This is a genomic window from Halosolutus halophilus (genome assembly GCF_022869805.1).
Taxonomy (GTDB): Archaea; Halobacteriota; Halobacteria; order Halobacteriales; family Natrialbaceae; genus Halosolutus; species Halosolutus halophilus.
In genome coordinates this window covers 2753261-2776646 of record NZ_CP094974.1, presented here as the reverse complement: position 1 = coordinate 2776646, position 23386 = coordinate 2753261, and the positions used below count along the sequence as shown (strand labels likewise).

Genomic DNA, 23386 nt, shown 5'->3' with positions numbered 1-23386 from the left:
GTCAAAACCAGTGCATATGATCGATAAATATCACAATCAGTAGCATTATTTGCCCGTCCATCGAGTAGTGAGATATGGCTGAGTTCGGAGCCCTATCGCTCGTACCGCCGCTGCTGGCGATCGCGCTCGCGATCTGGACGCGTCGGCCGATCCTGTCGCTGTTCGTCGGGATCTGGTCGGGTGGCGTCATCGCGACCGGCAGTCTCGGCATCGGGCAGACGTTCGACTGGATCGCCGAATCGATCGCGGACGTGTTCCACGCACAGATCCTCATCTTCACGCTCCTGCTCGGGTCGGGAGTCGCGCTCATCTGGCGACTCGGCGGGGCGTCAGCCGTCCGCAACTGGGCGACGACGCGCCTCGAGACCCAGCGCAACGCCGGCCTGGCGACGTGGATCCTGGGGATCCTCCTGTTTTTCGACGACTACGCCAACACGGCCATCGTCGGCAGTACGATGCGCGAGATTTCCGATCAGATGCGCATCTCTCGGGAAAAGCTCTCCTACATCGTCGACTCGACGGCCGCACCCGTGGCGACGATCGCCCTCTCGAGCTGGGTGGCGTTTCAGCTGTCGATGATCGACGAGGGATACACCGCCCTCGTCGAGAGCGACGACTACAACGTCGCCGCGGCCGACACGCCGGGCATCTTCGAGACGTTCGTCGGATCGATTCCGTTCAACACCTACTCGCTGCTCGCGATCGTCATGGTGGGCGTCATCGTCCTGTCGCGACGGGATTTCGGCGAGATGTTAGACGCCGAACACCGCGCCTGGCAGACGGGGAAAGTGAACCGCGACGACGCTCAACCGCTCCAGGAAGTCGAGAAGGACCTGGGGGCGCCGATCGAGGACCGGCCGATGCTCCGGACGTTCTTCGCGCCGATCGTCGTCCTGATCGCGGTCACGCTGGCCGGCGCGTTCTGGACCGGCTACGAGTCGTGGGTCGGCGAGCAGGCCGAGGCGGGCGCGACGACGTCGCTCTCGACGGCCATCGGTAACGACGGCGTCGTGCAGGTGCTGGTCGACGTCGTCGGGGCCGGCGACTTCGCGGCCGCGCTCGTCTGGGGCTCGTTCGCGATGGTCGCGACCCTGATCGTCATCGGGCTGGCCTACGACCTCTTCGACCTCGGCGACGGCGTCGACACCGTGCTCGAGGGGTTCAACCTCATGCTGACCGCGGTGACGATCCTGGTCCTCGCCTGGTCGATCAGTGCGGTCGCCGACGAACTCGGCACGGGAAGCTACGTCGCCGGCGCTGCGGAGGGCGTCGTCTCGCCGGCCATCCTCCCGATCGTCGTGTTGCTCGTCTCCGCGTTCGTCGCGTTCACCATGGGGTCGTCGTGGGCGACGATGGGCATCGTCACGCCGATCGCGATCCGCGTCGCCTACGAACTCACCGGCACGTTCGAACTCATGCCGGTGATGGTCGGCGCGGTGTTCTCCGGGGCGATCTTCGGGGACCACACGTCACCGATCTCCGACACCTCGGTCCTCTCCTCGACGTTCACCGGGGCCGATCTCATCGATCACATCCGGACCCAACTGTACTACGCCGGAACCGTCCTGCTCGTCGTGATCGTGTGTTACGCGCTCTACGGCTTCCTCGGCGTTCCGCCCGTGATCTTCCTCCCGCTGGGCGTCGTCCTGCTGATCGGCCTCGTCTACGGCTTCTCCGAACTCGACGCCCGACGCAAGGGCATCGCTCCCAGGCCCTCCTCCGCCGCGGTGGACCTCGGGAGTCGGGGGCCGGAGACCGAACCCGGTTCCGCCTCGAAAGAGGTCGACTAGACCGCCGCCTTCGCCACGTTTTTGCCGTCTGCAGGTGACGTATCGCGTATGGACGGAACGCTCGATCACACGATGATCCGCGTCGCGGATCTGGCTGAATCACTCGACTGGTACCAGACCCATCTCGACTACGAGGAGAAAGACCGCCACGAGGGAGACGGGTTCACGATCGTCTATCTCGGGCCCGAGGACATGCACGAGGACGGAGCGATGCTCGAGTTGACCCACAACGAGGGGGCGGACCTCGAACTGGGCGACGCCTGGGGGCACATCGCCGTCCGCGTGCCGGAGGGCGAACTCGAGGACTACTACCAGCAACTCATGGACGAGGGCGTCGAGGACTACCGCGACCCCGAGTCCTGTGGCGGCCGCTACGCGTTCGTCAAAGACCCCGACGGTCACGAGATCGAGATCGTCCAGCGCGACCCCGACGAGGGCGCGCTGTGGTCGCTCGACCACACCATGATCCGCGTCGAGGACGCCGACGAGGCGCTTGGCTTCTGGACCCGGAAGTTCGAGTACGACGAGGTCGGCCGCTGGGAATCCGACACGTTCGCGAACTACTTCGTGGAGCGCGAGGGCGCGGCACCCGAGGAGATGTCCCTCGAACTCACCTACAACTACGACGGCCGGACCTACGACATGGGCGACGCCTGGGGCCACCTCTGCGTCCGGGTCGACGACCTCGAAGACGACTGGGACCAACTCGTCGAGCGCGAGGCACCGGACTACCGCGACCCCGAGAGCAACGACAACATGTACGCGTTCACGAAAGACCAGGACGGCCACGAGATCGAACTGCTCGAACGCGATCCCGACGCCGAGTCGCTGTTCCCGTTCTAGCCGCCCGCACCGGGCGTCTGACTTTCGTTCGCCGGGTAACGAACCTTCGCCGTCACCGATCACGACGCCGACCGAGAACCGCGAGAAATCGAGTTCCGGCTACGGGTCTTCGGCCACGACGTCTTCGTTCCAGGTCGCCGAGACGGTGACCCGATCGTCGCCGACGTCGTGAGAGACGTCGTCGGCGGAGGACCCGAACTCCTCCTCGATCGTGGCCTTCGCCTCGTCGTCCAGTTCGTCGAAGACGGCCGCGAGTTCGCCGGTCGACTCCGACTCCCCGTCGATCGTGAGCGACGCGACGACCCCCCTGGCGCCGTCGAGTTCCTCGAACTCGCCGGTCCCCTCGGGATCGATCTCCATCTCGCCCGTTCCGTCGGCGGCGTCCGTCTCGTCGTCGAAATCGCCGTAGCCGCCGAACGCGACGTGGCCGTGGCCGGCCGCCTCGAGCATCCACGCGACGTCGTCGTTCTCGTCGGCGGCCCGCTTCCCGTCACCGGCAGCGGCCTCGATCGGGCCCCTGACGTCGTCGATCGCGTCGGTGGCCTCGTCGCCGGTCGTGAAGACGATCGCGTCCGCGCTGACGGCGATCGCGTGGTCCTGTACCATGCTGAACGAGTTTTCGTCCTCGCCGTCGTCGGCCGGTTCGTAGACGACGAATTCACCGATCTCGTCGGTTTGCTCGTAGACCGTCTTGAACCCCCACTCGCTCTCCGGCGGCTCGGTCAACGTGTCGTCGATTTCGTCGGTGTCGACGTCGCCGACCAGGACGAACGCGTCGTTGACCATGAGGACCGCCTCGACCGCCGATTCGAAGTCGGCCGCCGTGGTCTCGCCCATGCCGAAGTCGGTTTCGCTGGTGTTTTCGTCCGCTTCGTCGTCGGCACCGTCGGCCGGGGAGAGCAGTCCGGACAGGCCGGTGCCCACGAGACCGAAGCCGGCCCCGAGCGCGACGATCAGGATACTCACGGACGGCAGTGCGAGCATCGGGTCGTCGTGCTCGAAGACGCTCTCGTCGTCGAGTTCGCCGCCGTCGGTCGAGCCGGCTTCGCCCACGGACCCGTTCAGCTCCGCCCCTGCATCGAAGTCGTCGAGCTCCGAGAGCCCTTTCCAGTCGACGTACGCGTAGAACGTCCCGTCGTTCTCCTCGTCCCAGGACACCCACCGGGCGTACGCCGGGACGCCCCTCCCGTCGCCGTCGCCCTGGCCGCCGTCGCCGGTGCCGTCGTCGAGTCCGACGGTGTCGAGACAGCCGGCCGTCGCTCCCATCGACACCGCCGCACCTGCGCCAGCGAGTTCGAGCAGTGCCCGCCGATCTAGTTCCATATCTCTCACATTTGAAAACTCGTTCTTATAGTCGTGTCGATTCGTGTAATCTTCGGCCCGTGGAGAAGGAGTCTCTCGATAATAATATATTATCGACCGCGTACGCGGGCCGATCGCGCCACGGTTCGATCTCTGTGACGGCGACGCTGATTTCGTTCCCCCTCTCGCTGATGGAGATCCGCTGTCGACGATGCGGAGTCGCCCTCGGCGGCACTGTCGCAGACCGACTCTCCGATCGTCGCTCCGGTCTTCTCGTCGATGTCGTCGCCTCCAATTAGTGCGGTCTAGTCGCCATTACTACCTGCTAGGGCGTCACAAAAGTCGGTTTCGCCTGGAATCCAATTTGTCTGTGAAGAACGCCGTTCCAAGACGAGTACCGCGCTCCCCTCTTGCGGTAATACCGAATTACGTACTGTTGGGAAAAACGATGTATAAGACAGAAAGCTTATTACGGACTTGGCGAAAGACCCGGATACCCCTACCCGGTGTGGGCTCACCATCACGACGGTAATCTCGGTGGTTGGTCCACTCTCCAGGCGAATCGTGCGCGAACTACTCAACACGAAATAATCACACAACACATGACAAGCGAAACGACCTATCGCGAAAAGGGACGTGCCGCGTTCCTGGCCGCGCTTATGGTACTTTCCGTTGTCGCGATGACGGCCTCCTTCTCGGGTGCCGCCGTTGCGAGCAGCGATTTCGACACAAAACTCGACGCAGATAGTATCGACGAAGATGACGTCTGGGCTGGTCAAACAGTCAAAGTCACCAACCTAGAATCGCCCGCTGACCTCGTCCAGGGCGACGAAGTCGTCAAAAACCTCCGTGTCGAGAGCGGTTCTGCCAAGTTCGACACGACCGATCTTGACCCTGGTCGATACTCGATCGAGCACGGTGAGAGCGACACCCCTACCGGCACGTTCTGGGTGAACGAGCACCAGATCGATGCTGAATTCGAGAACGGCGTCGTCAACGGTGGCGAAGTTAACCTCACCTACGAGGACGTCAGTGACGTCCCACGAAATGGTGAGGATGTCACCCTCCACATCAGCGCTGAGTACGACAACGAGTCGGTCAGTGCGGACGACCTCGAAGACATCTTCGGCGACGATACGCAGGTCGAAGACATGGACAAGGTCGCAGTCACCGTCAACGATGCCGGTGAAGGCGACAGCGTCACCGCTGACTTCTCCAACAAGGAAGTTGGCGACTACGTGTTCACGGTCGAAGTTGCCGACACCACGGCAGAAGACACCGCTGAAATCACGAACTCTGACACTGACGCCACCGCGAACTTCGACTCGAACACCTACGAAGAGCAAATCGGTGACGTCGGCGAGTTCACCGTCGAGCACGAAGCGACTGACAACCTCTGGGTCAACGTCACCGACTCAGAAGACTACTACAAAGCCAACATCCAGGTCTCGGGTGTTGATGACACGGAAAACGTGACGTTCGAGTTCAACTCGTACGCAGCAGGTCACGATGGCGAGACTCTCGTCACTGCCGAGGACGACGAGGGTAACGACATTACCTCTGACGTAACTGTCACGGAGTACCTCGATGGTGACAAAGTTGACAGTTCCAACACCTGGACCGACACGCGTCTCCTCAACGGTGACTACGAACTGGAAGTCGGCGTTACGAACGGTGGTCCCGAAACGGACGCCGCGATCATGCTCTTCACCGAGCGATCGACCGGCGACATGACCACGTGGGTCGCACCGTCCGACATCGCTGACGCAGACGACCTCGACGCTGAGACGGTCGCCGACTCCGCCACGGAGCGCGACTACGTCGCAACGGGCGACTACCTGGTCACCGAAGTCGAAGCGTCCGGTATCTACGGCTACGCGTTCGACGGCGGTGACTGGACCGGTGACGAGGGTCTCGAGTTCAACTTCAACGACACCGCCACGCCGCGCTACGGCTCCGCAGACAGCTTCTCCCTCAGCGACGAGACGAGTGGTAGCTACGACATCGTCGTTAACGAAGACGAGGACACGTTCTACGTCCTCGTTCCGGTCAACACGATCGAAGGACCCGCCGGCGAAACGCTTGACGCTGGCGAGACGTGGAACGCCTCGTTCCACGTGACCGACGCTAGCGCGTACGTTGCTGACGGCGAGAGCGAAATGGCCAACGCAGAGTTCGATGTCGAACAGCGGAACATCGAACTGGCCGGTAGCTACAACGACGACGAGCGCCTCGTCGTTGGAAACAGCGCGGAAGAGCAGCTCACCGCCGAAACGAACGTTGCACCCGGCACGGAAGGTACCTTCCGCCTGCGTGCAACCGCAGACATCTACACCGCCGAGTCTGAAGTCGACGCCGACGGTGTGATGACCACGACGTTCGACCTCAGCAGCCACGAGGCTGGCGAGAACATCCGCACCGTCAAGGCGTCGGTCGACGGTGCAGAACACAGCACGGAAGGCGCCTTCATCGCTGGTGACAAGCCGAAACCGGCTGACCTCCAGTGGAGCGTCGACGCCCCCGAAACCGCGAAGCCCGGTGACGAGGTCACAGGGTCCATCTCGGTCGAGAACGGCGGCGAAGAGACCGGTAACGCGTCCTACGAGTTCACCTTCAACGGCGAGACCGTGGACAGCGGCGAGGTCGAACTCGAGGGTGGCGCGTCCAAGGACGTGGCCTCCTTCGCCTCCACGCTTGACGAAGCTGGTGAGTACAGTTGGGAACTGCTCGTCGACGGTGAAACCGAGAAGTCCGGTACCCTGACCGTCGAAGAAGAGAAGAAAGACGACACCGGCGACGACGGTGACGGCGACGACGGCACCGGCGACGACGGTGACTCTGAAGACGACACCGGCGACGACGACGGCGACGACACCGGCGACTCGGACGGAACGCCCGGCTTCGGCGCTGCTGTCGCTGCACTCGCACTGCTCGCAGCCGCCATGCTGGCACTCCGCCGCCAGAACTAAGCTGTAGAACTACCGGAATTCGTTCCGGCCCTTGCGATTTCATTTTTATCGGCGACTACACCGGCCAGCGACGGCCACGCCGCCCGCCACGATCGACGCTCCTCGACGCTCTTCGGCGCAACGAAGCGACTCGGCGCGAGGAACCGACGTCCCGTGACGACGATCGACGACCGGCCGTCCGATCGGCCGCGACCGACCGTCCATCGGAGGCGCCGACGGTCGATACGCTCGTGACGGCTCGGCAGCGATCGATCGGTTCGAACGGCCGTCCGGACGGAAGCGGCGGTCCCGCGGTTCGTGAAACGATCGTTTCACCGTTCAACAAGCTTATACCGATCTGCCCGAGAGTCGTGACAGACGGACTCTCAACACAATGACACCGGATCGGCAACGACGCTCAACCGTACGGAATCGCATCACGAACGGCCTGGACCGACTCGCGGCGGGCGTCCAGCGTCGATTCGAGATCGATCGGCGAGCCCTCGCGGCGTTTCGAATCGCGCTCGGCGCGTTGTTGCTCGTCGACCTCCTCCGACGGGCGCGGAAGCTCGAGACCTTCTACACGGACGCGGGCGTGCTCCCGCGCGAAGCGCTGTACTCGGACTACTCGCCGCTTTACTCCTACTCCCTGCACGCGATCTCGGGTGAGGCGTGGGTGCAGGCGCTCCTGTTTTGCGTCGCAGGAGTGGTCGCCGTCGCGCTGCTCGTCGGCTATCGAACGCGGATCGCGACGATCGTCTCGTGGGTCCTGCTGATCTCGCTGCACCTTCGAAACCCGATGATCATCAACGGCGGTGACGTGCTATTCCGGATGCTCCTCTTCTGGGGGATCTTCCTGCCCCTCGGGTCGCGGTGGGCGGTCGACGCGCGGCGGGTCGATCGGGATCGGCAGAGTCCGACCGTGGTGTCCGTGGGGACGATGGCAGTCCTCCTGCAGGTCCTCCTCATGTACGTGACCAACGCCATCCACAAGACCCAGAGTGACGAGTGGATGGCGGGAGAGGCGGTCGTCTACATCTTCCAGGCCGATCACTTCACGTTTCTGCTCGGGAACGTCCTCGCGGACCAGGTCCTGCTGTTGCGCGCCTTCACGTACGCGTGGATGGGGCTCATTCTCCTGTCCCCGCTGTTGCTCCTTCTGACCGGATTCGGGCGGGCGGCGATCGCGTCGCTGTTCGCCGGGATGCACCTCGGGATGCTCGTCACGCTCCGGATCGATCTGTTCCCCCTGATCGTCGTTGCGGGCCTGCTGCTGTTTTACCCGCCTCGCGCCTGGGACGGCGCCGTCGCCGTGTCGGCGCGACTCGGGATCGCTGCACCCCTTCGTCGGGCCCTTGAGCGACTCCAGACCACGGTACCCGTTCTCGCAGTCCCCGAATTCGACGTTCCGGACGTGGATCGTCCGCGAGCGCCGTCGCTCTCGGCCGTCGCCGCTCGCGGTCGCGTCCTGTTCGCGACGGTGATCCCGTGGCTCTTGCTCGTCCTCGTCGTTCTCTCGAACGGGGAGGCGGTCGGCTACACCGAAGTCCCCGATCCGGGAGCGGAGATCCTCGACACGCTGCAAGCCGATCAGAGCTGGCGGATGTTCGCGCCCAACCCGACCTCGACGGCACAGTGGCTCGTCGTTCCGGGTGAACTGGAAGACGGGTCGAAAGTCGACGTCCTGCACGACTCGGAAGTCGACTGGGATCGGCCCCCGAACGTCGACACGACCTACGACACCGCGCGCGAGCGAAAGTACGTGTCGAACATGCGGTACGCCGACAACGAGAACCATCGATCGTACTTCGCGAACTACCTCTGTGAGCGCTGGAATAGGACCCACGAGACGAACGTCGAGACCCTCACCGTCTACGGCATGTCGGATCGATCCGGCCCGTACGACGAAGCCCCGGACGTCACCGAGTACCAGCTGATCGAGTACGATTGTTCGGGCGAGTTCGTACAACGCGACACCTGACACCGGGCCCGTCTCCGCGTCGCACATCGATCGTCGACTCTTACGGACGCTCGCGGGGACTCTTACGATCGCTCGAGGGCTTGAGATACGATCGGAGCGCTCGTCCCCGTTCTCGGCGCCCTCCGTATCGCGGACCGGTGGTCGGGCCGCGCCGGATCTGGAGGCCCTCGAGTCGGCCGCGGGCGGCGCTCCTGATCGCGTGGCCGAGAGATCGATCACGACGCACTCGGTGTGCGGTCGCGATCAGTATACTGAAGCCTCGGGACGGCACACGTACGTCCGTGCTGGGTTGGCAGACCGATCCGATCGAGCGGGTGGTGGGATGAACGAACGGGCGGAACGAACCGTCAAAGCGCTCGGTATCGGGTTGCCGATCGGGGGGCTGATCGGTGTGGCGTTCGTGCTCGCGTTCGACGATCCCGTTCTCGGGGCGTCGTCCGCCCTGACCTTCGGCGTCGTGATCGCGGCGCTGCTCGCCGATCGCTGGACGGAGGAGTAGTCGGTCGTCGTCAGTCGTCTGCAGCGGCGGGCTCGGCCTCGCTGCTCGAACTCGCCCGTTCGAGGTCCTCGAGGTACTCGTCGGCGTCGAGTGCGGCCTTGCTCCCCATGCCGGCGGCGGTCACCGCCTGCTGGTAGTGGTAGTCGACGACGTCACCGGCGCCGAAGATGCCGGGCACGTCGGTCTCCGTCTGGCCGCCCCCGTCGCCGCCCTGGGTGCGGAGGTAGCCCTCCTCGTCCATCTCGACCCCGGTGCCCTCGAGGTACTCCGTGTTCGGCGTGTGGCCGATGGCGAGGAAGACGGCACCGACGTCGAACTCGAACTCGTTGGTCTCGGGGTCGTCCAGCCGATCGGTCGGGTGGCCCTTCTCGTTCTCGACGAGGGTCACGGAGTCGACGCCGGCCTCCTGGGAGCCGTGGAGTTCGATCAGTTCCGTGTTCTTCATGATCTCGATATCGCCCTCCTCGACCTTCTCGTGGACGCGATCGACCCAGTAGTCCTCGGCGCGGAACTCCTCGCGTCGGTGGGCGATGTAGACGGTGTCGGCGAACTTCGTGAGGAAGGACGCTTCCTCCATGGCGGCGTCGCCGCCGCCGACGACGAGCATGTCCTCGCCGCGGAAGAACGCGCCGTCACAGGTCGCACACGTCGAGAGGCCGTAGCCCATGAGTTCGTCCTCGCCAGGGATCCCGAGCGTCCGCGCGCTCGCGCCCGACGCGGCGATGAGTGCGTCGGCGGTGTAGACGTCGCCGTTGGTCAACTCGACGCGGAACGGCCGACACGAGGCGTCGACCGACTCGACGATTCCGTTCTCGAGTTCGGCGCCGAACTGCCTGGCCTGCTCTTTCATGTTGTTCACGAGGTCGGGACCGCTGATCCCCTCGGGGAAGCCCGGGTAGTTCGCGACGTCGGTCGTGAGGGTGAGTTGCCCGCCGGGTTCGTCGCCCTCGATGACCAGCGGCTCGTTGTTCGCGCGGCCGGCGTAGATCGCTGCGGTGAGGCCGGCGATCCCGGTTCCCGCGATGATCAGTTTTCGGTGTTCGACCTCGTCTCCGCTCCCGTCCGCGATGCCCAACTTCTCGTCGAGTTCGCCCGTCTCCTCGAGTTCGCAGGTGTCGTCCCAGCCGCCGATCAGTTCGTCGTCGATGAAGACCTCGGGAGCGGTCTTCCGGCCGTCGGCCCGCTCGACCATCTCCTCGAAGCGCTCGTCGTCGCCAGTGACGTTGTACTCCTCGTACTCGATTCCCTTGCTGTCGAAGAGGGACTTCGCCTTGTCACAATAGGGACAGTCGTCCTTGGTATAGATCTCGACGCGGGGCTGGTCGTTCATGCCCATGCATTGGGAAACTGGGCCTAAACCGCTTGCGTTCTCAGCAACCTCTCCCGATTGCTACGACGGGGTAGCGTCCCCGTCCGGGGACGTCGACCCCTCGACGTACTCGACGACCACCGAGACGGTGTGGCCGGTTCGATCCTCGAGCGCCGCTTCGAGGCTCGTCACCAGCGTCGGGTACGGCACGTCCGCGGGCCGTCGAACGACGATCGTCACTTCGGTTTCGTCGCTCGCTGTTCCCCCGTCGTGGAACTCGGTCCGGAGTTCGACGAGCGTGAGGTCGTCGTACACGTCCTCGTCGAGGACGGTCCGGACCTCGTCGTTGGCGGCGTTCTCGAAGGCGACGTGCTGCCCGAGGACGAGACCCCCACCGACGAGAACGACGGCCCCGAGGACGAGAACGACGGCGAGCGTTCCGATCCGATCGCGCGCGACGTTCGCCCGGAGGTTCCCGCCCATCCAGCCTTCCGGTCGGTAGCCGAGGTACCAGAAGACGGCGAGTCCGGCCAGCAGAATCGACGTCGCGTTGACCGCGAGCAGGACGAACGCACCCATCGCGACGCCGGCGTTGCCCCACGCCAGTCCGATCCCGACCGCTGCAGCGGCGGGAATCAGCGCGACAGCGATCATCACGCCCACCAGCGACACGGGGATCGCCGTCGCGAGTCCGAACGCGCCCGCAGCACCGGCGGCAGCGCCGACGAGCAGCGAGAGTACTTCCGGCGAGATCCGCTGTTGCACCTGGGCGATGGCCGTGATGTCGATCGTCACCGGGACGATCCCGCCGGAGCGAATCAGCCACGAGAACGCGAAGGCCCCGAGGACGGCGACGACGAGGCCGACTACCAGCGACGAGAGGCCGTCGAGGAACATCCGGCGATCGTTCAGGACGAGGCCGACGGTCCCGGTCAGTGCGGCGCTGACCTGTGGGGCGATCACCATCGATCCCACGACGATCGCGGGCGAATCGAGCAACAGACCGGCGGTCGCGACGAGCGCGCTCAACAGCGTCATCGCGTAGTAGGTGGGTCGGCCGGGCGTCATATTCATCGCACGCGAACGAATCTCCTCGGGTGCGATGCTGTCGTCGGCTTCCGTTCCGTTGACGAACCGTTCTTCGAGGGTCTCGATTTGAGGCGTGCGAGCGGTCTCGATCGAGGAGACGATCACGAAGTCGTCGTCGATGCCGACCTCGCGTAGCGACGTCAAAACGTGTTCGACGGCCTGCGTCGGGACCGGGAACGTGACGAGTTCGGCGTCGAGATCGTCGCTGTGTTCGTCCGTCCGGACGTAGTCGATGTCCTCGCGGTCCAGTGCCCGGAGCGCCTCGTCCCGTTTGCAATTCGGGACGAGCACCTGAATCAGTCGCATTCACGACCGGTACGTCGGCATGGCTGAAACCTATCCACCGGCTAAAGCGGGTTCGACAGTCACTGAGGAAAGTGCCCGGTCTCGACGACGGACTTACGGGGCTGACCGACGAGTGCCGAACATGGCCGCGGACATAGACGAGAAAACGGATCGCTACGGGCGGTTACTCGCGGAGGCGCTCGACGAAGCGACGATCGCACCACCCGAGGGAACGCCGATGGCGGCGGCGGCCGCCGACTGCCGGGAGATGGCCGAGTCTTACCTGTCCGACGGGAACCACTTCCGGGAGAACGACGACCTCGTCAACGCCCTGGCGTCGTTTTCCTACGGGCACGCCTGGCTCGATGCCGGTGCGCGCGTCGGCCTGTTCGACGTGCCGACGGACGGCCACCTGTTCACCGTAGACGGCTCCCCGTGAGTCACCGCCGGGACAATCTACACGATTAATACCAATATAACCAAAACATATATACCAACAAAGGCGAGTAGTTTATAAAGTAGGCGAAATCTTTATATGCCTTACGGCCTAACGATATGTTAGCTGAGGCGACCGGGTTTCTTCTGGTTACCCCACCCGGGAGCCCCGAGTAACCCACCCGATATACCATGACAGATACGACCATCAGAACCTATACGGACGAGGAAGAGGCGGACCGAGAAGAGGAAACGACGGCGCGGTCCACCGAGCAGGAGCAGTGCCCGGAGTGTGGCGGCCGTCTGGTCTCGGACTCGGAGCACGCCGAGACGGTCTGTGAAGACTGTGGTCTCGTCGTCGAAGAGGACGAGATCGATCGCGGGCCGGAGTGGCGCGCGTTCGACGCCGCCGAGAAGGACGAGAAGAGCCGCGTCGGGGCTCCCACGACGAACATGATGCACGACCAGGGGCTCTCGACGAACATCGGCTGGCAGGACAAGGACGCCTACGGCCGCGCGCTCTCGAGTCGCCAGCGTCAGAAGATGCAGCGCCTGCGCACCTGGAACGAGCGGTTCCGCACCCGCGACTCCAAGGAGCGCAACCTCAAACAGGCGCTGGGCGAGATCGATCGGATGGCCAGCGCGCTCGGCCTCCCCGAGAACGTCCGCGAGACCGCGAGCGTCATCTATCGCCGCGCGCTCGAGGAGGATCTCCTCCCGGGCCGGTCGATCGAGGGCGTCGCGACGGCGTCGCTGTACGCCGCCGCCCGACAGGCCGGTACGCCCCGGAGCCTCGACGAGATCTCGGCCGTCAGCCGCGTCGACAAGATGGAGTTGACCCGCACGTACCGGTACATCATCCGCGAACTCGGACTCGAGGTCAAGCCGGCCGATCCGGAACACTACGTTCCCCGGTTCGTCAGCGACCTCGACCTCTCGGACGAGACCGAGCGGATGGCCCGCGAACTGCTCGAGTCGGCCCGACAGAAGGGCGTCCACAGCGGCAAGTCGCCGGTCGGCCTCGCCGCCGCGGCGGTCTACGCCGCAGCCCTGCTGACCAACGAGAAGGTCACCCAGAACGACGTCAGCGAAGTCGCGAGCATCTCCGAGGTTACCATCCGCAACCGGTACAAGGAACTGCTCGAGGCCTCGGATACCGCCGCACCGGCCTAAAGGCCCGGTACTCCCGACACAGCAGGTCGTCTGTCATCCGATCGGCGGTAATTTTCGTGCCGTCACACTCGAACGCGCGACAAAGCTTTTGCCGTCCCGTGTGCACATCGATAACATGGACGAAACGACTATTCAACTGTTGTGTCCAGAATGTGCGAAAGATTGGCAGACTTCTCCGGACGAACTCCCCACGCCCGCCGAAATGTTTCACTGCCCGAACTGTCACGCCTCGCGCCGGACGTCCGAGTTCATGCGGACGGACCGTGACCTCCAGACGTTGAAACAGCTCGGCTAACCGCGTCGCCGATCACCGTTCCGTCTCGCTGTCGTTCCCAGGGTAGCGACGGTTTAACTCTCCGACGGTCCAGTGTCAGAAATTGCGGAGAAAGCCGACCTTACGAGAGTAATATCGGACTACAACGGCGACGTGACGGTCGATCAGTTCGGGTAGGTGGCCCCTTCGCTCGCTCCCGAGCGTTGACACACCAGTATTCGGAGAAAGGGGCCGTGTTAACGCGACTCAAGATAATAATATAACCCTGCAGTGGGTAGGATTGGATGGTTATGAAGAAGCAGGAGCTCATTCACCTTCACGGCCTTCTTGCGGAGGTATCGAACCAGTGTGCAGAGTGGAACGATTGTCAGATCGACCTCGACGAGTACGAGTCGCGCGGTATTCGACCGACATCGATTCACAAATCGAAAACTGATCACAAGGCTGCTGTTTTTGCACTCGCAGGGGGAATCACGACGAACATGCGAGAGGGGGAGCAGGAAGCCGTCGCCGCAACCGCAGACTGAGTCTACCGTCGTATCCTCCGGCCCGACACAGATCGGCGAGAGCCGTCTCTCTCACGCTGGGAATTGGATCTCCCGTTCGAATATCGCACCTCTGCTTGCTCCTGCCGAATATCGACCCGTCACCGGACACCGGTCGCCGGTCGCCGATCGTCCGTCGACGGGTGAGCCACGACAGTCGCCAGCGGTGTCATCGGATATCGTCGCCAGAGAACGTCACTGCAGATCCGTTCGCGAACGTGGAAACGACGGTGTCGTCTTGCCGTCTCGACGGGAGAACGAGCAGTTACTCGACGAGGTCTTCGAACTCGGGGAGGATCTCGTCGTCCTCGTCACCCTCGTCGTTCGACGCCGTTTCGTCGTCCTCGGAACCGGTGTCAGGGGTGTCGGTCGAGTCGGCGTCGGCTGACGACGTCGTCTCTTCGTCTTCGTCCTCGTCGTCTTCGTCCTCCAGTACATCGACTTGCGTCACCTCGAGCGGGATGTTTTCGAGCCGTTGACCGATCTCCTTGCGTGCGATGCGCGAGGCGTGTTCCTCGCGCTCGACGTTGAAGACGGTCATCTCGAGTTCGAGGGCGACGAGCGCCTCGTCCGCGGCGATGAACGCGGGCGGGAGTTCCTCTCCCGATGGAGCGGTCCGCTCGCCCATGTTGATCTCGACGTAGTTCAGGTCAGGGTTCAACATCTCGCCCGTCTTCGAGATGGCGATCCGAATCGCCTCGTCCTCCGTCTCGACGTCGAATACCGGCACGGCAGCTTCGACGACAACCCTGCAGTTCATGTATGGTTATTGTATCGCATCCGGTATGAAGGTTCGCCCCGTGGGATCGATCGTGTTCGGATACGCCGGTTCCGTGCTGGAGTCGGTCGGTTGCGTCCGGATCAACAGTTGCGTACAGCCGGCACCGCTCGTCGTCGAGTCGGATCACGGATTCGTCGACCGGATGTGACCCGGAGCGATCGGTATCGAGTTGTCGATCGGCCTGTGGACGCAGTTATGGACGGGTGGTGTCGCTTTTCGTCCAGCAAACCTCGGATTAATCTGGCCGATACCAGGACTGAGGCGTGCGTTTTCGGGCGCAAATCTCGTAGCGAACGTCACGCCGTACTCCGGCAACCGTCTCCGAACGCCGCCGTCGAACCGAGGCCAATATTCAAGGTCACGTGATCGAACTGTATTGATAGTATGAACGTGTCGCTCCCAACCGGGGTGGGGAAGCGGTGAGCGAGCAGCGGGAGATCCACGTCGGCGAGAGCGCCGTCGGAACCGATCTGTACCTCCCCGTCGTCGAGATTCTGACCGGTCGCGGATTCGTCACCGGGAAGTCGGGGTCGGGAAAGTCGAACACGGCCTCCGTCCTGGCCGAAGAGTTGCTCGACGCGGGATACCCCCTGCTGATCGTCGACACCGACGGCGAGTACTACGGACTCAAAGAGGAGTACGAGATGCTCCACGCGGGGGCCGACGAAGAGTGTGACATCCAGATCGGGCCGGAACACGCCGAACAGATGGCGACGCTCGCGCTCGAGGAGAACGTCCCCGTCATCCTCGACGTCTCGGGCTACCTCGACGAGGAGGTGGCCGACGAACTCCTCCGGAAGATCGCGCGACAACTGTTCGTCAAGGAGAAGAAGCTGAAGAAACCGTTCCTGCTGATCGTCGAGGAAGTCCACGAGTACATTCCGGAAGGCGGCGGCGTCGGCGAAACCGGAAAACTCCTGATCAAGATCAGCAAACGCGGACGCAAACACGGACTCGGGATCCTCGGGATCAGCCAGCGACCAGCGGACGTCAAAAAGGATTTCATCACGCAGGCGAACTGGCTCGTCTGGCACCGGCTGACGTGGGACAACGACACGAAAGTCGTCGGTCGGATCATCGACACCGAGTACTCGGAACTCGTCTCGGACCTGAACGACGGACAGGCGTTCGTCCAGACCGACTGGACCGAAGTCGACGTCCGAAAGGTGCAGTTTCGCCGGAAGCGAACGTTCGACGCCGGTGCCACCCCGGGACTCGACGACTTCGAACGGCCCGAACTCAAGTCCGTCTCCGACGCCCTCGTCGGGGATCTACAGGACATCTCCGAGCGGAAAGAACGGGAGGAAAACCGGATCGTCGAACTGGAAAACGAACTCGAAAAGAAAGAGAAACGCATCGAAACACTCGAGGACGAACTCGAGTCCGCGCGGGACGTCTCGAGTGCAGCGAAGCAGATGGCCGACGCACTGACGCGGCCCGAGACCGTCCAGACCCACCTCCCGAACACCGACCAGGATCGGCGCCGACTCCACGACGAACTGGCCGACCTCGAGGCGGAACGTGACGACCTCGAAGCCGAACGTGACGATCTCGAAGCGAAACTCGCCGATCGGGACGACCGGATCGACGACCTCGCAGCGGAAGTCGCTCGACTCAGTTCGGTGAACGAACGGCTTCGCGAGCGCCTCGACGAAGCGGAGCGTGACTCCGGGAACGGATCCGAATCCGCGCCGACCGAGGACAGGATCGTGCAGGCCGCCGGTGAGGATCACGAGTTCGGATACGCGAACGTCGACGAGTCGAACCCGGAGGGGGAGATCCTCGTCGCGGACGCCGACACGAACGGCCGCGTCGAATTCGGACCGACGTGGCTCGACGACAGGATCACCCGCGCCTGCGATAATTCGCAGTGTTCGAAGCCGACGGCGCGGGAAATCGTGACCGAACTCGCCCGATCGGGCCCGCTCGAGTCGGAAGCGGTCGCACGGAGCGTCGGCCGGTCGCCGGTCGCCGTCCAGAGTTTGCTCTCGGAACTCCGGACCGAGTCCGTCCTCGATCGGCCCGCCGAACGAACCTACACGCTGAGCGAGACGGCCCGATCGAAACTCAGGTCGGCCGTCGCCGGGGACTGAGGGGCCGCGATGGCGATCGCGCTCTCAGGGGAGTCGCTTTCCGACCGATTCGATCGTCGCCGGATCGACGTACTGGGAGACCGGGAGGACGACCTCCCGCGCCGACCGTGTCGCGGTGCTGTACTGCGAATCCGCGATCACGATCGGCGATAACCGCGGCCACGGCGTGACGTTCGAGACGCCACAGCGCTCGCGGCGTGGGAAGAATCGCCCGGGCTCCGTCACACGCACTGGAAAGACTTGCGGACAGATACCGGGAAACGGGGTCTCGTACGGGATTTCGACGCCGTCGCGTGATCGGAGAACCCGTCGCCACGCGAGGTAGTTGTCACGACGAGCGCGGCGAATTGCCAGCGGATCCGCGTCGTCGACCACGGACGCCGAGAGCTTCGACATGGGGGCTTCGCCGGCCTCGTATCGCTCCGCCGGTCCGGGAACCGGCGACGTCACGCTGTCCGGCAGGATCGCGTCGATCGATCCCCGGAGCCGGCCGTTGCGATCGAGCACGTCGAAGGCGAACGACTCGAGAACGTGCCGGCAGTCGGCCGCAGTGAGCCGATCGGAACGTCGATACAGCCACGACGTCGTGAGGGTCGTCGACAGACAGTATAGTGAACTGTCACCGGTATCGACAGGCACGGTCTAGCAGTCTCGCTGCGGCGATCTCGGCTGTCGGCGTCGAACGCGAAGCGAGATCATACACCGACTCCAAGCGGTTGCATAACAAAGCCCGAACGGACGCACCACCCGCCCATGGAACGTGCGACGGACGACGGCGACCTTCGGCTCCTCGTACTCGGGCTGGACGCCGGCTGTCGACCGGTACTCGAGCCGCTGTTCGAGTCGGGGGTGATGCCGACGGTCCGGCGGTTGTTCGACGGGGGGACGAGCGGCCCGCTCGAGTCACAGATTCCACCGTGGACGGCGAGCGCGTGGCCGTCGTTGTATACGGGGAAAAACCCCGGCAAACACGGTGTCTACGACTTTCTCTCGTTCGACGGCTACGACTGGGACGTCGTCAATTCGACGTACGTTCGGGAACGCGCGATCTGGGAACTGTTGAGCGACCACGGACACAGCAGCGTCGTCGTCAACCTCCCGGTCACTCATCCGCCACGCGAGTTCGACGGCGCACTGATCCCCGGACTGACGGCACCCGAGGAACCGGCCTGTCACCCCGAGGGCATCCTCGCGGAGGTCGAACAGGCCTGCGGCGACTACCGGGTCTACCCCCGGAGCGGTCCCGAACCCGACCGATCGCTCGAGAGCTACGAACGAACGCTCGCGGACCGCGGCGCTGCGTTCAGGTATCTCTGTGACCGGTTCGAACCGGACTTCGGGTTCCTCCAGTTCCAGCTCACGGATTCCGTCTTCCACGAACGACCCGGCGACAGGCGGGCGATCGAAGCGGTCTATAGCGAAGTGGATCGACAGATAGCCGACACGATCGCGGAGACGGACCCCGAGAACGTCCTGGTCGTCAGCGATCACGGAATGGGGACAGTCGACGGCCACGAGTTCCGGATCAACGAGTTCCTGCGGGAGCGGGGGTACGTCAGCGCCCGGAGCGGCGGTGACGGAATGCCGAACTGGTCGACGGCGTGGGAAAACGACCTCCTCGAGGGCGAGGAAGCGAGCGAACGGGATCAGGGCCCCCTCGAGCGAGCGATGAACGTCGCCGCGACGGTGGGGCTGACGACCCAGCGAGTCGCCGCCGCACTGGACCTGATCGGCCTGAAGGAACCGATCGGCACGCGCGTTCCGAACGACGTGCTCAGGGCGGCGAGCGAGCAGGTCGATTTCCCGAACTCGCGCGCGTACGTACGATCGAAGAGCGAACTCGGCGTCCGGATCAATCTCGAGGGTCGGGAGCCGAACGGGCAGGTTCCGCGAGCGGAGTACGATCGAGTTCGGGCGGAACTCGTCGACGAGCTATCGGCAGTCGAAACGCCGGCCGGCGAGGCGATGTTCGAGACCGTCGTCCCCAGGGAGACCGTCTTCCAAGGACCCCACGTCGACGAGGCCCCGGACGTCGTGACGGTACCGACCGATTTCGACAACGCGATCGCCGCCGACCTCGAAAAAGACCGGTTCGGCGAGCCGATGGAACCCTGGAACCACAAGCGGACCGGCGTCGTCGCTGCCGCCGGGCCGGCGTTCGACGAGTCGGTCCCGCTCACCGACGCGTCGATCTTCGACGTCGCGCCGACGATCTGTTCGGTCTTCGACGTGGCCGTCGACGCGGCGATGGACGGCGAACCGTTACCGATCGTCGACGGGAGTTCGACGACGGAGTATCCGGCCTACGACGCGGACGCGATCACGGCCACCGACGACGCGGCCGTCGAAGATCGACTGTCCGATCTCGGGTACCTGTAACGATGAGTGTCGAGGTAACAGTACTCGATCCGCGGCACGACGCGGCGGATTGGAACCGTTACGTCGAACGATCGGACGGGACGAACCCGTTCTACCGGGCCGAAGCGCTACGGTTGCAGGCCCAGGACACCGGCACCACGCTGCACCTCCTGGCCGGGTTCAAGGGACAGGAGGCCGTCGGACTCTTTCCGATCTTCGAGTACTCGAAGGGGCCGATCACCGGCGTGTTCTCCCCCGCACCGCGGTCGTGGTCGTGTTACCTCGGTCCGTCCGTCCTGAACGTCGCCAAACTCAAGCGACGGAAGGCCGATCGGCGCATCCGGCGGTTTCTCGACGGCTGTCTCGAGTGGATCGACGAGGAAATCTCGCCGCTGTACACCAAGTTCGTCGCCGCCGAGTTCGAGGACGTCCGTCCGTTCGTCTGGAACGAGTACGACGTCGAACCGGAGTACACCTACGTCGTCGACCTCGAGGGATCCGAGGACGACCTGCTCGACCGATTCAGCGGCGACGCCCGGAGTAACGTGCGCAACGCCGACGACGACGTCTACGCCATCGAAGAGGGTGACGTCGCCGACGTCGCACGGATCATCGAACAGGTCCAGCGCCGCTACGAGAACCAGGGCCGATCGTTCCACTTGAGCGCGGCGTTCGCCCAGTCGGTGTACGAAGCGCTACCCGACGGATCGATCCGGCCGTACGTCTGTCGCGTCGACGGTGACTTTCTCGGGGGGATCCTCGTCGTCGAATCCGATCGGACGCGCTACCGCTGGCAGGGCGGCGTCAAGCCGGACGCGGACGTCGACGTGGCGATCAACGATCTCCTCGACTGGCACGTCATGCGGGACGGGCTCCGAACGGGACTCGAGCGGTACGACCTCGTCGGGGCTGGCGTACCGAGCATCAACCGGTACAAGGCGAAGTTCAACCCGCGGCTCGAGACGAACTACACCATCACGTCCGGGTCGTTCGGGATCGATTTCGTGATCGACACGTATCGCAAGCGCCGGTGATCGGGAGTCCACCCTTCGCCTTCGTGTCCGGTGGAAATCGATTCTCGATCGGCCCGGTCACTTCTCGATCCAGTACTTGGACTGCCGGGCGTCGTCGAGACAGACCCGGCTGGCGACGAGGCCCTCGTCGTCGAGTTTGCCGAGCGCGTAGCGAACCGTCCGGGCACACAGCCGCGACTCCCGGGCGATCTCCTCCTGTGTCAGTTGCCCCTCGTACTCGAGGACCTTGTAGACGAGTTTCGAACTGGGCGGTAGCTCGCCGAGCGAGCGGGTCGGCGCGTTTCCCTCGGCGTCGGACTCGTGTTCGGACGTGCTCATCGTTGCTCCGATCGGCGAGGCCGATCGACGTCGGCGCGACTCGATCGGGACGGTTCACGTCGCGAGCGCGATCGGGCCCGACCCGTGCCGGAACCCGCGGTCGAGCGTGGGGGTGCTGCGGAATCCATGCGTACGAAACCGTGGACGACTGGGACGGTTATACGATAACGAACGTTCAAAAATATAGGTCGTGGCTAACGGGCGCGTGAACGATTTCTCTCACAGTAGCCGGTCATACCGTCGTCCTAAGCGCGCCGAAATTTCCTCCCGGAAGGCGAAAGTGTCGCGTACGGCCCCGTCGCTCGAGCACTCCTCGGGCGGGCCGGTAAGCACCGTATAGTAACGCGAGTGGAACGGGAAGCGGGTGGCATGTTTGGGACGAGTGGGATCCGCGGTCCGGTCGGGATCGAGGTCACCGCCGAACTCGCACTCGCGGTCGGGCGGGCAGTCGCCTCCGACGGGGCCGATCGCGTCGTCGTGGGACGAGACGTTCGTGACAGCGGTCGATTGCTCACCGACGCGGTCACCGCGGGACTCCGCGAGTGTGGAACCGACGTCGTCGACGTGGGAATCGAGGCGACACCGACCGTCGCGCGGTCGGTATCGAGGTTCGACGCCGACGCGGGCATCGTCGTCACGGCGTCGCACAACCCGCCGACCGACAACGGAATCAAGCTCTGGACGCCGAGCGGCAAGGCGTTCGGTCCGGACAGGCGGGACGCGATCGAACGACGGGTCCGCGACGACGAGTATCGACTGGCGAGGTGGGACGAACTGGGTGACCGGCGACACCGAGAGACGGCCCGGAGAAGCCACGCTACCCGGCTCGGGGATGCCGTCGACGTCACCGGATCACCGCAAATCGTCGTCGATCTCGGGAACGGTGCGGGGGCGATCACCGCGTCGGTGCTCGACGACCTCGGCTGTACGGTCCAGACGTTGAACGGCCACCAGGACGGGTCTTTCCCCGGACGGCCGAGTGAACCCACGCGGGAGACGCTCGAGACGCTCGAGTCGGTCGTCGCGAACACGGATGCCGCCCTCGGCGTCGCACACGACGGCGACGCCGATCGGCTGCTCGCCGTCGACGAGACCGGCCGCTTCGTCCCGAAAGACGTGCTGTTCGCGCTCTTTGCGAAGGGTGTGGCCGGCGAGGGAGACCGGGTCGCTGCACCCGTCGACACGAGCCTCGCCGTCGACGACGCGCTCGACGCCGTGGGTGCGTCGGTCACGCGGACCCGCGTCGGTGACGTCTTCGTCGCCGAACGGACGACCGAGGACGGCGTCGTTTTCGGCGGCGAACCGAGCGGCGCGTGGATCTGGCCCGACGAGACGCTGTGTCCGGACGGGCCGCTCGCGGCGTGCAAACTCGTCGAACTGGTCACCTCGGCGGGGTCACTCGCCGACCTCGTGGACGCGATCGAGCAGTATCCCATCCGGCGGACCTCGGCCGAGGTCACCGGCGAAGCGGCCGTGATGAACGACGTTCGGACACGGGTACACGAGCGCTACACCCGCGTCGAGACGCTCGATGGGGTTCGCGTCGAAACCGACGACGGCTGGTTCCTGATCCGTGCCAGCGGCACGCAACCGCTCGTTCGGGTGACTGCAGAAGGGCGAACGGCGGACGCCGCCGACGCGTTGTTCGACGCGGCGACCGAGTTCGTGACCAAATCGAGCGAGGCCGCGACGACCGACGGGTAACGATACGACGCCACTCCGAACCCCTGATTGTGTACTCCCCATCCCCCACCGTCACTCGTCCCGCACGAACTCGCCGGCGGCCGATCCGTTCGAACCCGACGAGGTCGCCGCGATCGCACGGTAGAGAGCAGACGATCCGAGATCCGTCGATCGATCCGCTAGCGGCGTTCTTTCGGAATGAAGTCGGACGTTTTCATCTCCCGGTAGGTCGCACACTCGGGACAGGCGTGGACCACGTCGCGGTTGTCTCCGAACACGCGGGCGAACTGGCGGGTAACCTGGTGCCCACAGTTGACACAGCGGGGGGCACTCGTTTGCTGACCTGACGTCATCGGCGTCCACTTGGCGTCGGTTGGTTCAGTCGACATCACCAACGCGTTGCCACAGAACGGTATTTAATATAGACCGCATAACTCGCGACGAGCAAGTTAGTGGAACATTTCAACCCGAATTAACCGGCGTTCGGGACAATTCAGAAAACGGTAGTATTACGGTTCACATCTCGAGAAATCCACCATTTATAGACAGTAACGCCGTGTTTAACGTCGGGTCGACGGGGTCTCGGCCCCGCTCGATCGACTGATCGGGAACCGGTCGAACTGCGCCGAACCGGGTCGGTCAATCC

At 64.2% G+C, this 23386-nt stretch carries 21 protein-coding genes; 14 read left to right on the top strand and 7 right to left on the bottom strand.

Going from position 1 to position 23386, the window contains the following annotated elements; translation table 11 throughout:
• Positions 1-74: 74 nt before the first annotated feature.
• Positions 75-1790 carry a Na+/H+ antiporter NhaC family protein gene (locus MUG98_RS13525; protein ID WP_265107974.1) on the top strand — a complete coding sequence of 572 codons (1716 nt, stop codon included), beginning with the start codon at positions 75-77 and terminating at the stop codon, positions 1788-1790.
• A 48-nt stretch (positions 1791-1838) separates the two neighbouring features.
• On the top strand, positions 1839-2633 hold the full coding sequence (locus MUG98_RS13520) for a VOC family protein (protein WP_265107973.1): 795 nt from the start codon (positions 1839-1841) through the stop codon (positions 2631-2633).
• Positions 2634-2732: 99 nt separating this feature from the next.
• Here MUG98_RS13520 and MUG98_RS13515 read toward each other — a convergent pair whose 3' ends face one another.
• On the bottom strand, positions 2733-3956 hold the full coding sequence (locus tag MUG98_RS13515) for a hypothetical protein (protein ID WP_265107972.1): 1224 nt from the start codon (positions 3954-3956) through the stop codon (positions 2733-2735).
• 581 nt (positions 3957-4537) lie between these two features.
• Here MUG98_RS13515 and MUG98_RS13510 point away from each other — a divergent pair.
• The 3 genes from MUG98_RS13510 (at position 4538) to MUG98_RS13500 (ending at position 9363) form a co-directional block, all read left to right on the top strand.
• Positions 4538-6904 (top strand): BGTF surface domain-containing protein, encoded by a 2367-nt coding sequence (locus tag MUG98_RS13510; protein WP_265107971.1) that lies wholly within the window; start codon positions 4538-4540, stop codon positions 6902-6904.
• 373 nt (positions 6905-7277) lie between these two features.
• Complete coding sequence (locus tag MUG98_RS13505; protein WP_265107970.1) at positions 7278-8864, top strand: HTTM domain-containing protein; 1587 nt, start codon at positions 7278-7280, stop codon at positions 8862-8864.
• A gap of 322 nt (positions 8865-9186) precedes the next feature.
• Positions 9187-9363, top strand: a complete 177-nt coding sequence (locus MUG98_RS13500) for a hypothetical protein (protein WP_265107969.1) — start codon at positions 9187-9189, stop codon at positions 9361-9363.
• A gap of 10 nt (positions 9364-9373) precedes the next feature.
• On the opposite strand, the gene grxC is transcribed toward MUG98_RS13500, so the two are convergent.
• The gene (gene grxC / locus MUG98_RS13495) at positions 9374-10693 is read right to left on the bottom strand and encodes a glutaredoxin 3 (protein WP_265107968.1); all 1320 of its coding nucleotides are present in this window, start codon (positions 10691-10693) and stop codon (positions 9374-9376) included.
• Between the two features lie 60 nt (positions 10694-10753).
• On the bottom strand, positions 10754-12067 hold the full coding sequence (locus MUG98_RS13490; protein ID WP_265107967.1) for a TIGR00341 family protein: 1314 nt from the start codon (positions 12065-12067) through the stop codon (positions 10754-10756).
• Positions 12068-12188: 121 nt separating this feature from the next.
• Between MUG98_RS13490 and MUG98_RS13485 the strand changes: the two genes are divergently transcribed.
• From MUG98_RS13485 to MUG98_RS13470, 4 genes are all read left to right on the top strand, one after another.
• Positions 12189-12485, top strand: coding sequence for a DUF357 domain-containing protein (locus MUG98_RS13485; RefSeq protein WP_265107966.1), 297 nt, complete (start codon positions 12189-12191; stop codon positions 12483-12485).
• A gap of 188 nt (positions 12486-12673) precedes the next feature.
• Positions 12674-13654, top strand: coding sequence for a transcription initiation factor IIB (locus MUG98_RS13480; protein WP_265107965.1), 981 nt, complete (start codon positions 12674-12676; stop codon positions 13652-13654).
• A gap of 115 nt (positions 13655-13769) precedes the next feature.
• Positions 13770-13949, top strand: coding sequence for a DUF7836 family putative zinc-binding protein (locus MUG98_RS13475; RefSeq protein ID WP_265107964.1), 180 nt, complete (start codon positions 13770-13772; stop codon positions 13947-13949).
• A 269-nt stretch (positions 13950-14218) separates the two neighbouring features.
• Positions 14219-14455 carry a UPF0058 family protein gene (locus tag MUG98_RS13470; RefSeq protein ID WP_265107963.1) on the top strand — a complete coding sequence of 79 codons (237 nt, stop codon included), beginning with the start codon at positions 14219-14221 and terminating at the stop codon, positions 14453-14455.
• Positions 14456-14738: 283 nt separating this feature from the next.
• On the opposite strand, the gene MUG98_RS13465 is transcribed toward MUG98_RS13470, so the two are convergent.
• Positions 14739-15233, bottom strand: a complete 495-nt coding sequence (locus tag MUG98_RS13465; RefSeq protein WP_265107962.1) for a DUF555 domain-containing protein — start codon at positions 15231-15233, stop codon at positions 14739-14741.
• Positions 15234-15258: 25 nt separating this feature from the next.
• On the opposite strand from MUG98_RS13465, the gene MUG98_RS13460 reads away from it, so the two are divergent.
• On the top strand, positions 15259-15402 hold the full coding sequence (locus MUG98_RS13460; RefSeq protein WP_265107961.1) for a hypothetical protein: 144 nt from the start codon (positions 15259-15261) through the stop codon (positions 15400-15402).
• Between the two features lie 271 nt (positions 15403-15673).
• The gene (locus tag MUG98_RS13455) at positions 15674-17347 is read left to right on the top strand and encodes an ATP-binding protein (protein WP_265107960.1); all 1674 of its coding nucleotides are present in this window, start codon (positions 15674-15676) and stop codon (positions 17345-17347) included.
• 24 nt (positions 17348-17371) lie between these two features.
• On the opposite strand, the gene MUG98_RS13450 is transcribed toward MUG98_RS13455, so the two are convergent.
• A complete protein-coding gene (locus tag MUG98_RS13450) occupies positions 17372-17986 on the bottom strand; it encodes a hypothetical protein (protein WP_265107959.1) in 615 nt (204 codons plus the stop codon).
• 114 nt (positions 17987-18100) lie between these two features.
• On the opposite strand from MUG98_RS13450, the gene MUG98_RS13445 reads away from it, so the two are divergent.
• Positions 18101-19726: an alkaline phosphatase family protein gene (locus MUG98_RS13445; RefSeq protein WP_265107958.1), complete on the top strand. Its 1626-nt coding sequence runs from the start codon at positions 18101-18103 to the stop codon at positions 19724-19726.
• A gap of 2 nt (positions 19727-19728) precedes the next feature.
• Positions 19729-20739 carry a lipid II:glycine glycyltransferase FemX gene (locus MUG98_RS13440; protein ID WP_265107957.1) on the top strand — a complete coding sequence of 337 codons (1011 nt, stop codon included), beginning with the start codon at positions 19729-19731 and terminating at the stop codon, positions 20737-20739.
• A gap of 57 nt (positions 20740-20796) precedes the next feature.
• Here the strand turns inward: MUG98_RS13440 and MUG98_RS13435 are convergent, their stop codons facing one another.
• Positions 20797-21057 (bottom strand): transcription initiation factor IIE subunit alpha family protein, encoded by a 261-nt coding sequence (locus MUG98_RS13435; RefSeq protein WP_265107956.1) that lies wholly within the window; start codon positions 21055-21057, stop codon positions 20797-20799.
• 369 nt (positions 21058-21426) lie between these two features.
• Here MUG98_RS13435 and glmM point away from each other — a divergent pair, with 369 nt between their 5' ends.
• Positions 21427-22761: a phosphoglucosamine mutase gene (glmM, locus tag MUG98_RS13430; RefSeq protein WP_265107955.1), complete on the top strand. Its 1335-nt coding sequence runs from the start codon at positions 21427-21429 to the stop codon at positions 22759-22761.
• A 158-nt stretch (positions 22762-22919) separates the two neighbouring features.
• Here the strand turns inward: glmM and MUG98_RS13425 are convergent, their stop codons facing one another.
• On the bottom strand, positions 22920-23129 hold the full coding sequence (locus MUG98_RS13425; RefSeq protein ID WP_250142577.1) for a DUF7563 family protein: 210 nt from the start codon (positions 23127-23129) through the stop codon (positions 22920-22922).
• Positions 23130-23386: the final 257 nt, after the last annotated feature.

Coding starts and splice junctions, on each gene's coding strand:
- MUG98_RS13525 (WP_265107974.1), top strand. CDS start 75: ATGGCTGAGTTCGGAGCCCTATCGCTCGTACCGCCGCTGCTGGCGATC.
- MUG98_RS13520 (WP_265107973.1), top strand. CDS start 1,839: ATGGACGGAACGCTCGATCACACGATGATCCGCGTCGCGGATCTGGCT.
- MUG98_RS13515 (WP_265107972.1), bottom strand. CDS start 3,956: ATGGAACTAGATCGGCGGGCACTGCTCGAACTCGCTGGCGCAGGTGCG.
- MUG98_RS13510 (WP_265107971.1), top strand. CDS start 4,538: ATGACAAGCGAAACGACCTATCGCGAAAAGGGACGTGCCGCGTTCCTG.
- MUG98_RS13505 (WP_265107970.1), top strand. CDS start 7,278: ATGACACCGGATCGGCAACGACGCTCAACCGTACGGAATCGCATCACG.
- MUG98_RS13500 (WP_265107969.1), top strand. CDS start 9,187: ATGAACGAACGGGCGGAACGAACCGTCAAAGCGCTCGGTATCGGGTTG.
- grxC (WP_265107968.1), bottom strand. CDS start 10,693: ATGAACGACCAGCCCCGCGTCGAGATCTATACCAAGGACGACTGTCCC.
- MUG98_RS13490 (WP_265107967.1), bottom strand. CDS start 12,067: ATGCGACTGATTCAGGTGCTCGTCCCGAATTGCAAACGGGACGAGGCG.
- MUG98_RS13485 (WP_265107966.1), top strand. CDS start 12,189: ATGGCCGCGGACATAGACGAGAAAACGGATCGCTACGGGCGGTTACTC.
- MUG98_RS13480 (WP_265107965.1), top strand. CDS start 12,674: ATGACAGATACGACCATCAGAACCTATACGGACGAGGAAGAGGCGGAC.
- MUG98_RS13475 (WP_265107964.1), top strand. CDS start 13,770: ATGGACGAAACGACTATTCAACTGTTGTGTCCAGAATGTGCGAAAGAT.
- MUG98_RS13470 (WP_265107963.1), top strand. CDS start 14,219: ATGAAGAAGCAGGAGCTCATTCACCTTCACGGCCTTCTTGCGGAGGTA.
- MUG98_RS13465 (WP_265107962.1), bottom strand. CDS start 15,233: ATGAACTGCAGGGTTGTCGTCGAAGCTGCCGTGCCGGTATTCGACGTC.
- MUG98_RS13460 (WP_265107961.1), top strand. CDS start 15,259: ATGAAGGTTCGCCCCGTGGGATCGATCGTGTTCGGATACGCCGGTTCC.
- MUG98_RS13445 (WP_265107958.1), top strand. CDS start 18,101: ATGGAACGTGCGACGGACGACGGCGACCTTCGGCTCCTCGTACTCGGG.
- MUG98_RS13440 (WP_265107957.1), top strand. CDS start 19,729: ATGAGTGTCGAGGTAACAGTACTCGATCCGCGGCACGACGCGGCGGAT.
- MUG98_RS13435 (WP_265107956.1), bottom strand. CDS start 21,057: ATGAGCACGTCCGAACACGAGTCCGACGCCGAGGGAAACGCGCCGACC.
- glmM (WP_265107955.1), top strand. CDS start 21,427: ATGTTTGGGACGAGTGGGATCCGCGGTCCGGTCGGGATCGAGGTCACC.
- MUG98_RS13425 (WP_250142577.1), bottom strand. CDS start 23,129: ATGTCGACTGAACCAACCGACGCCAAGTGGACGCCGATGACGTCAGGT.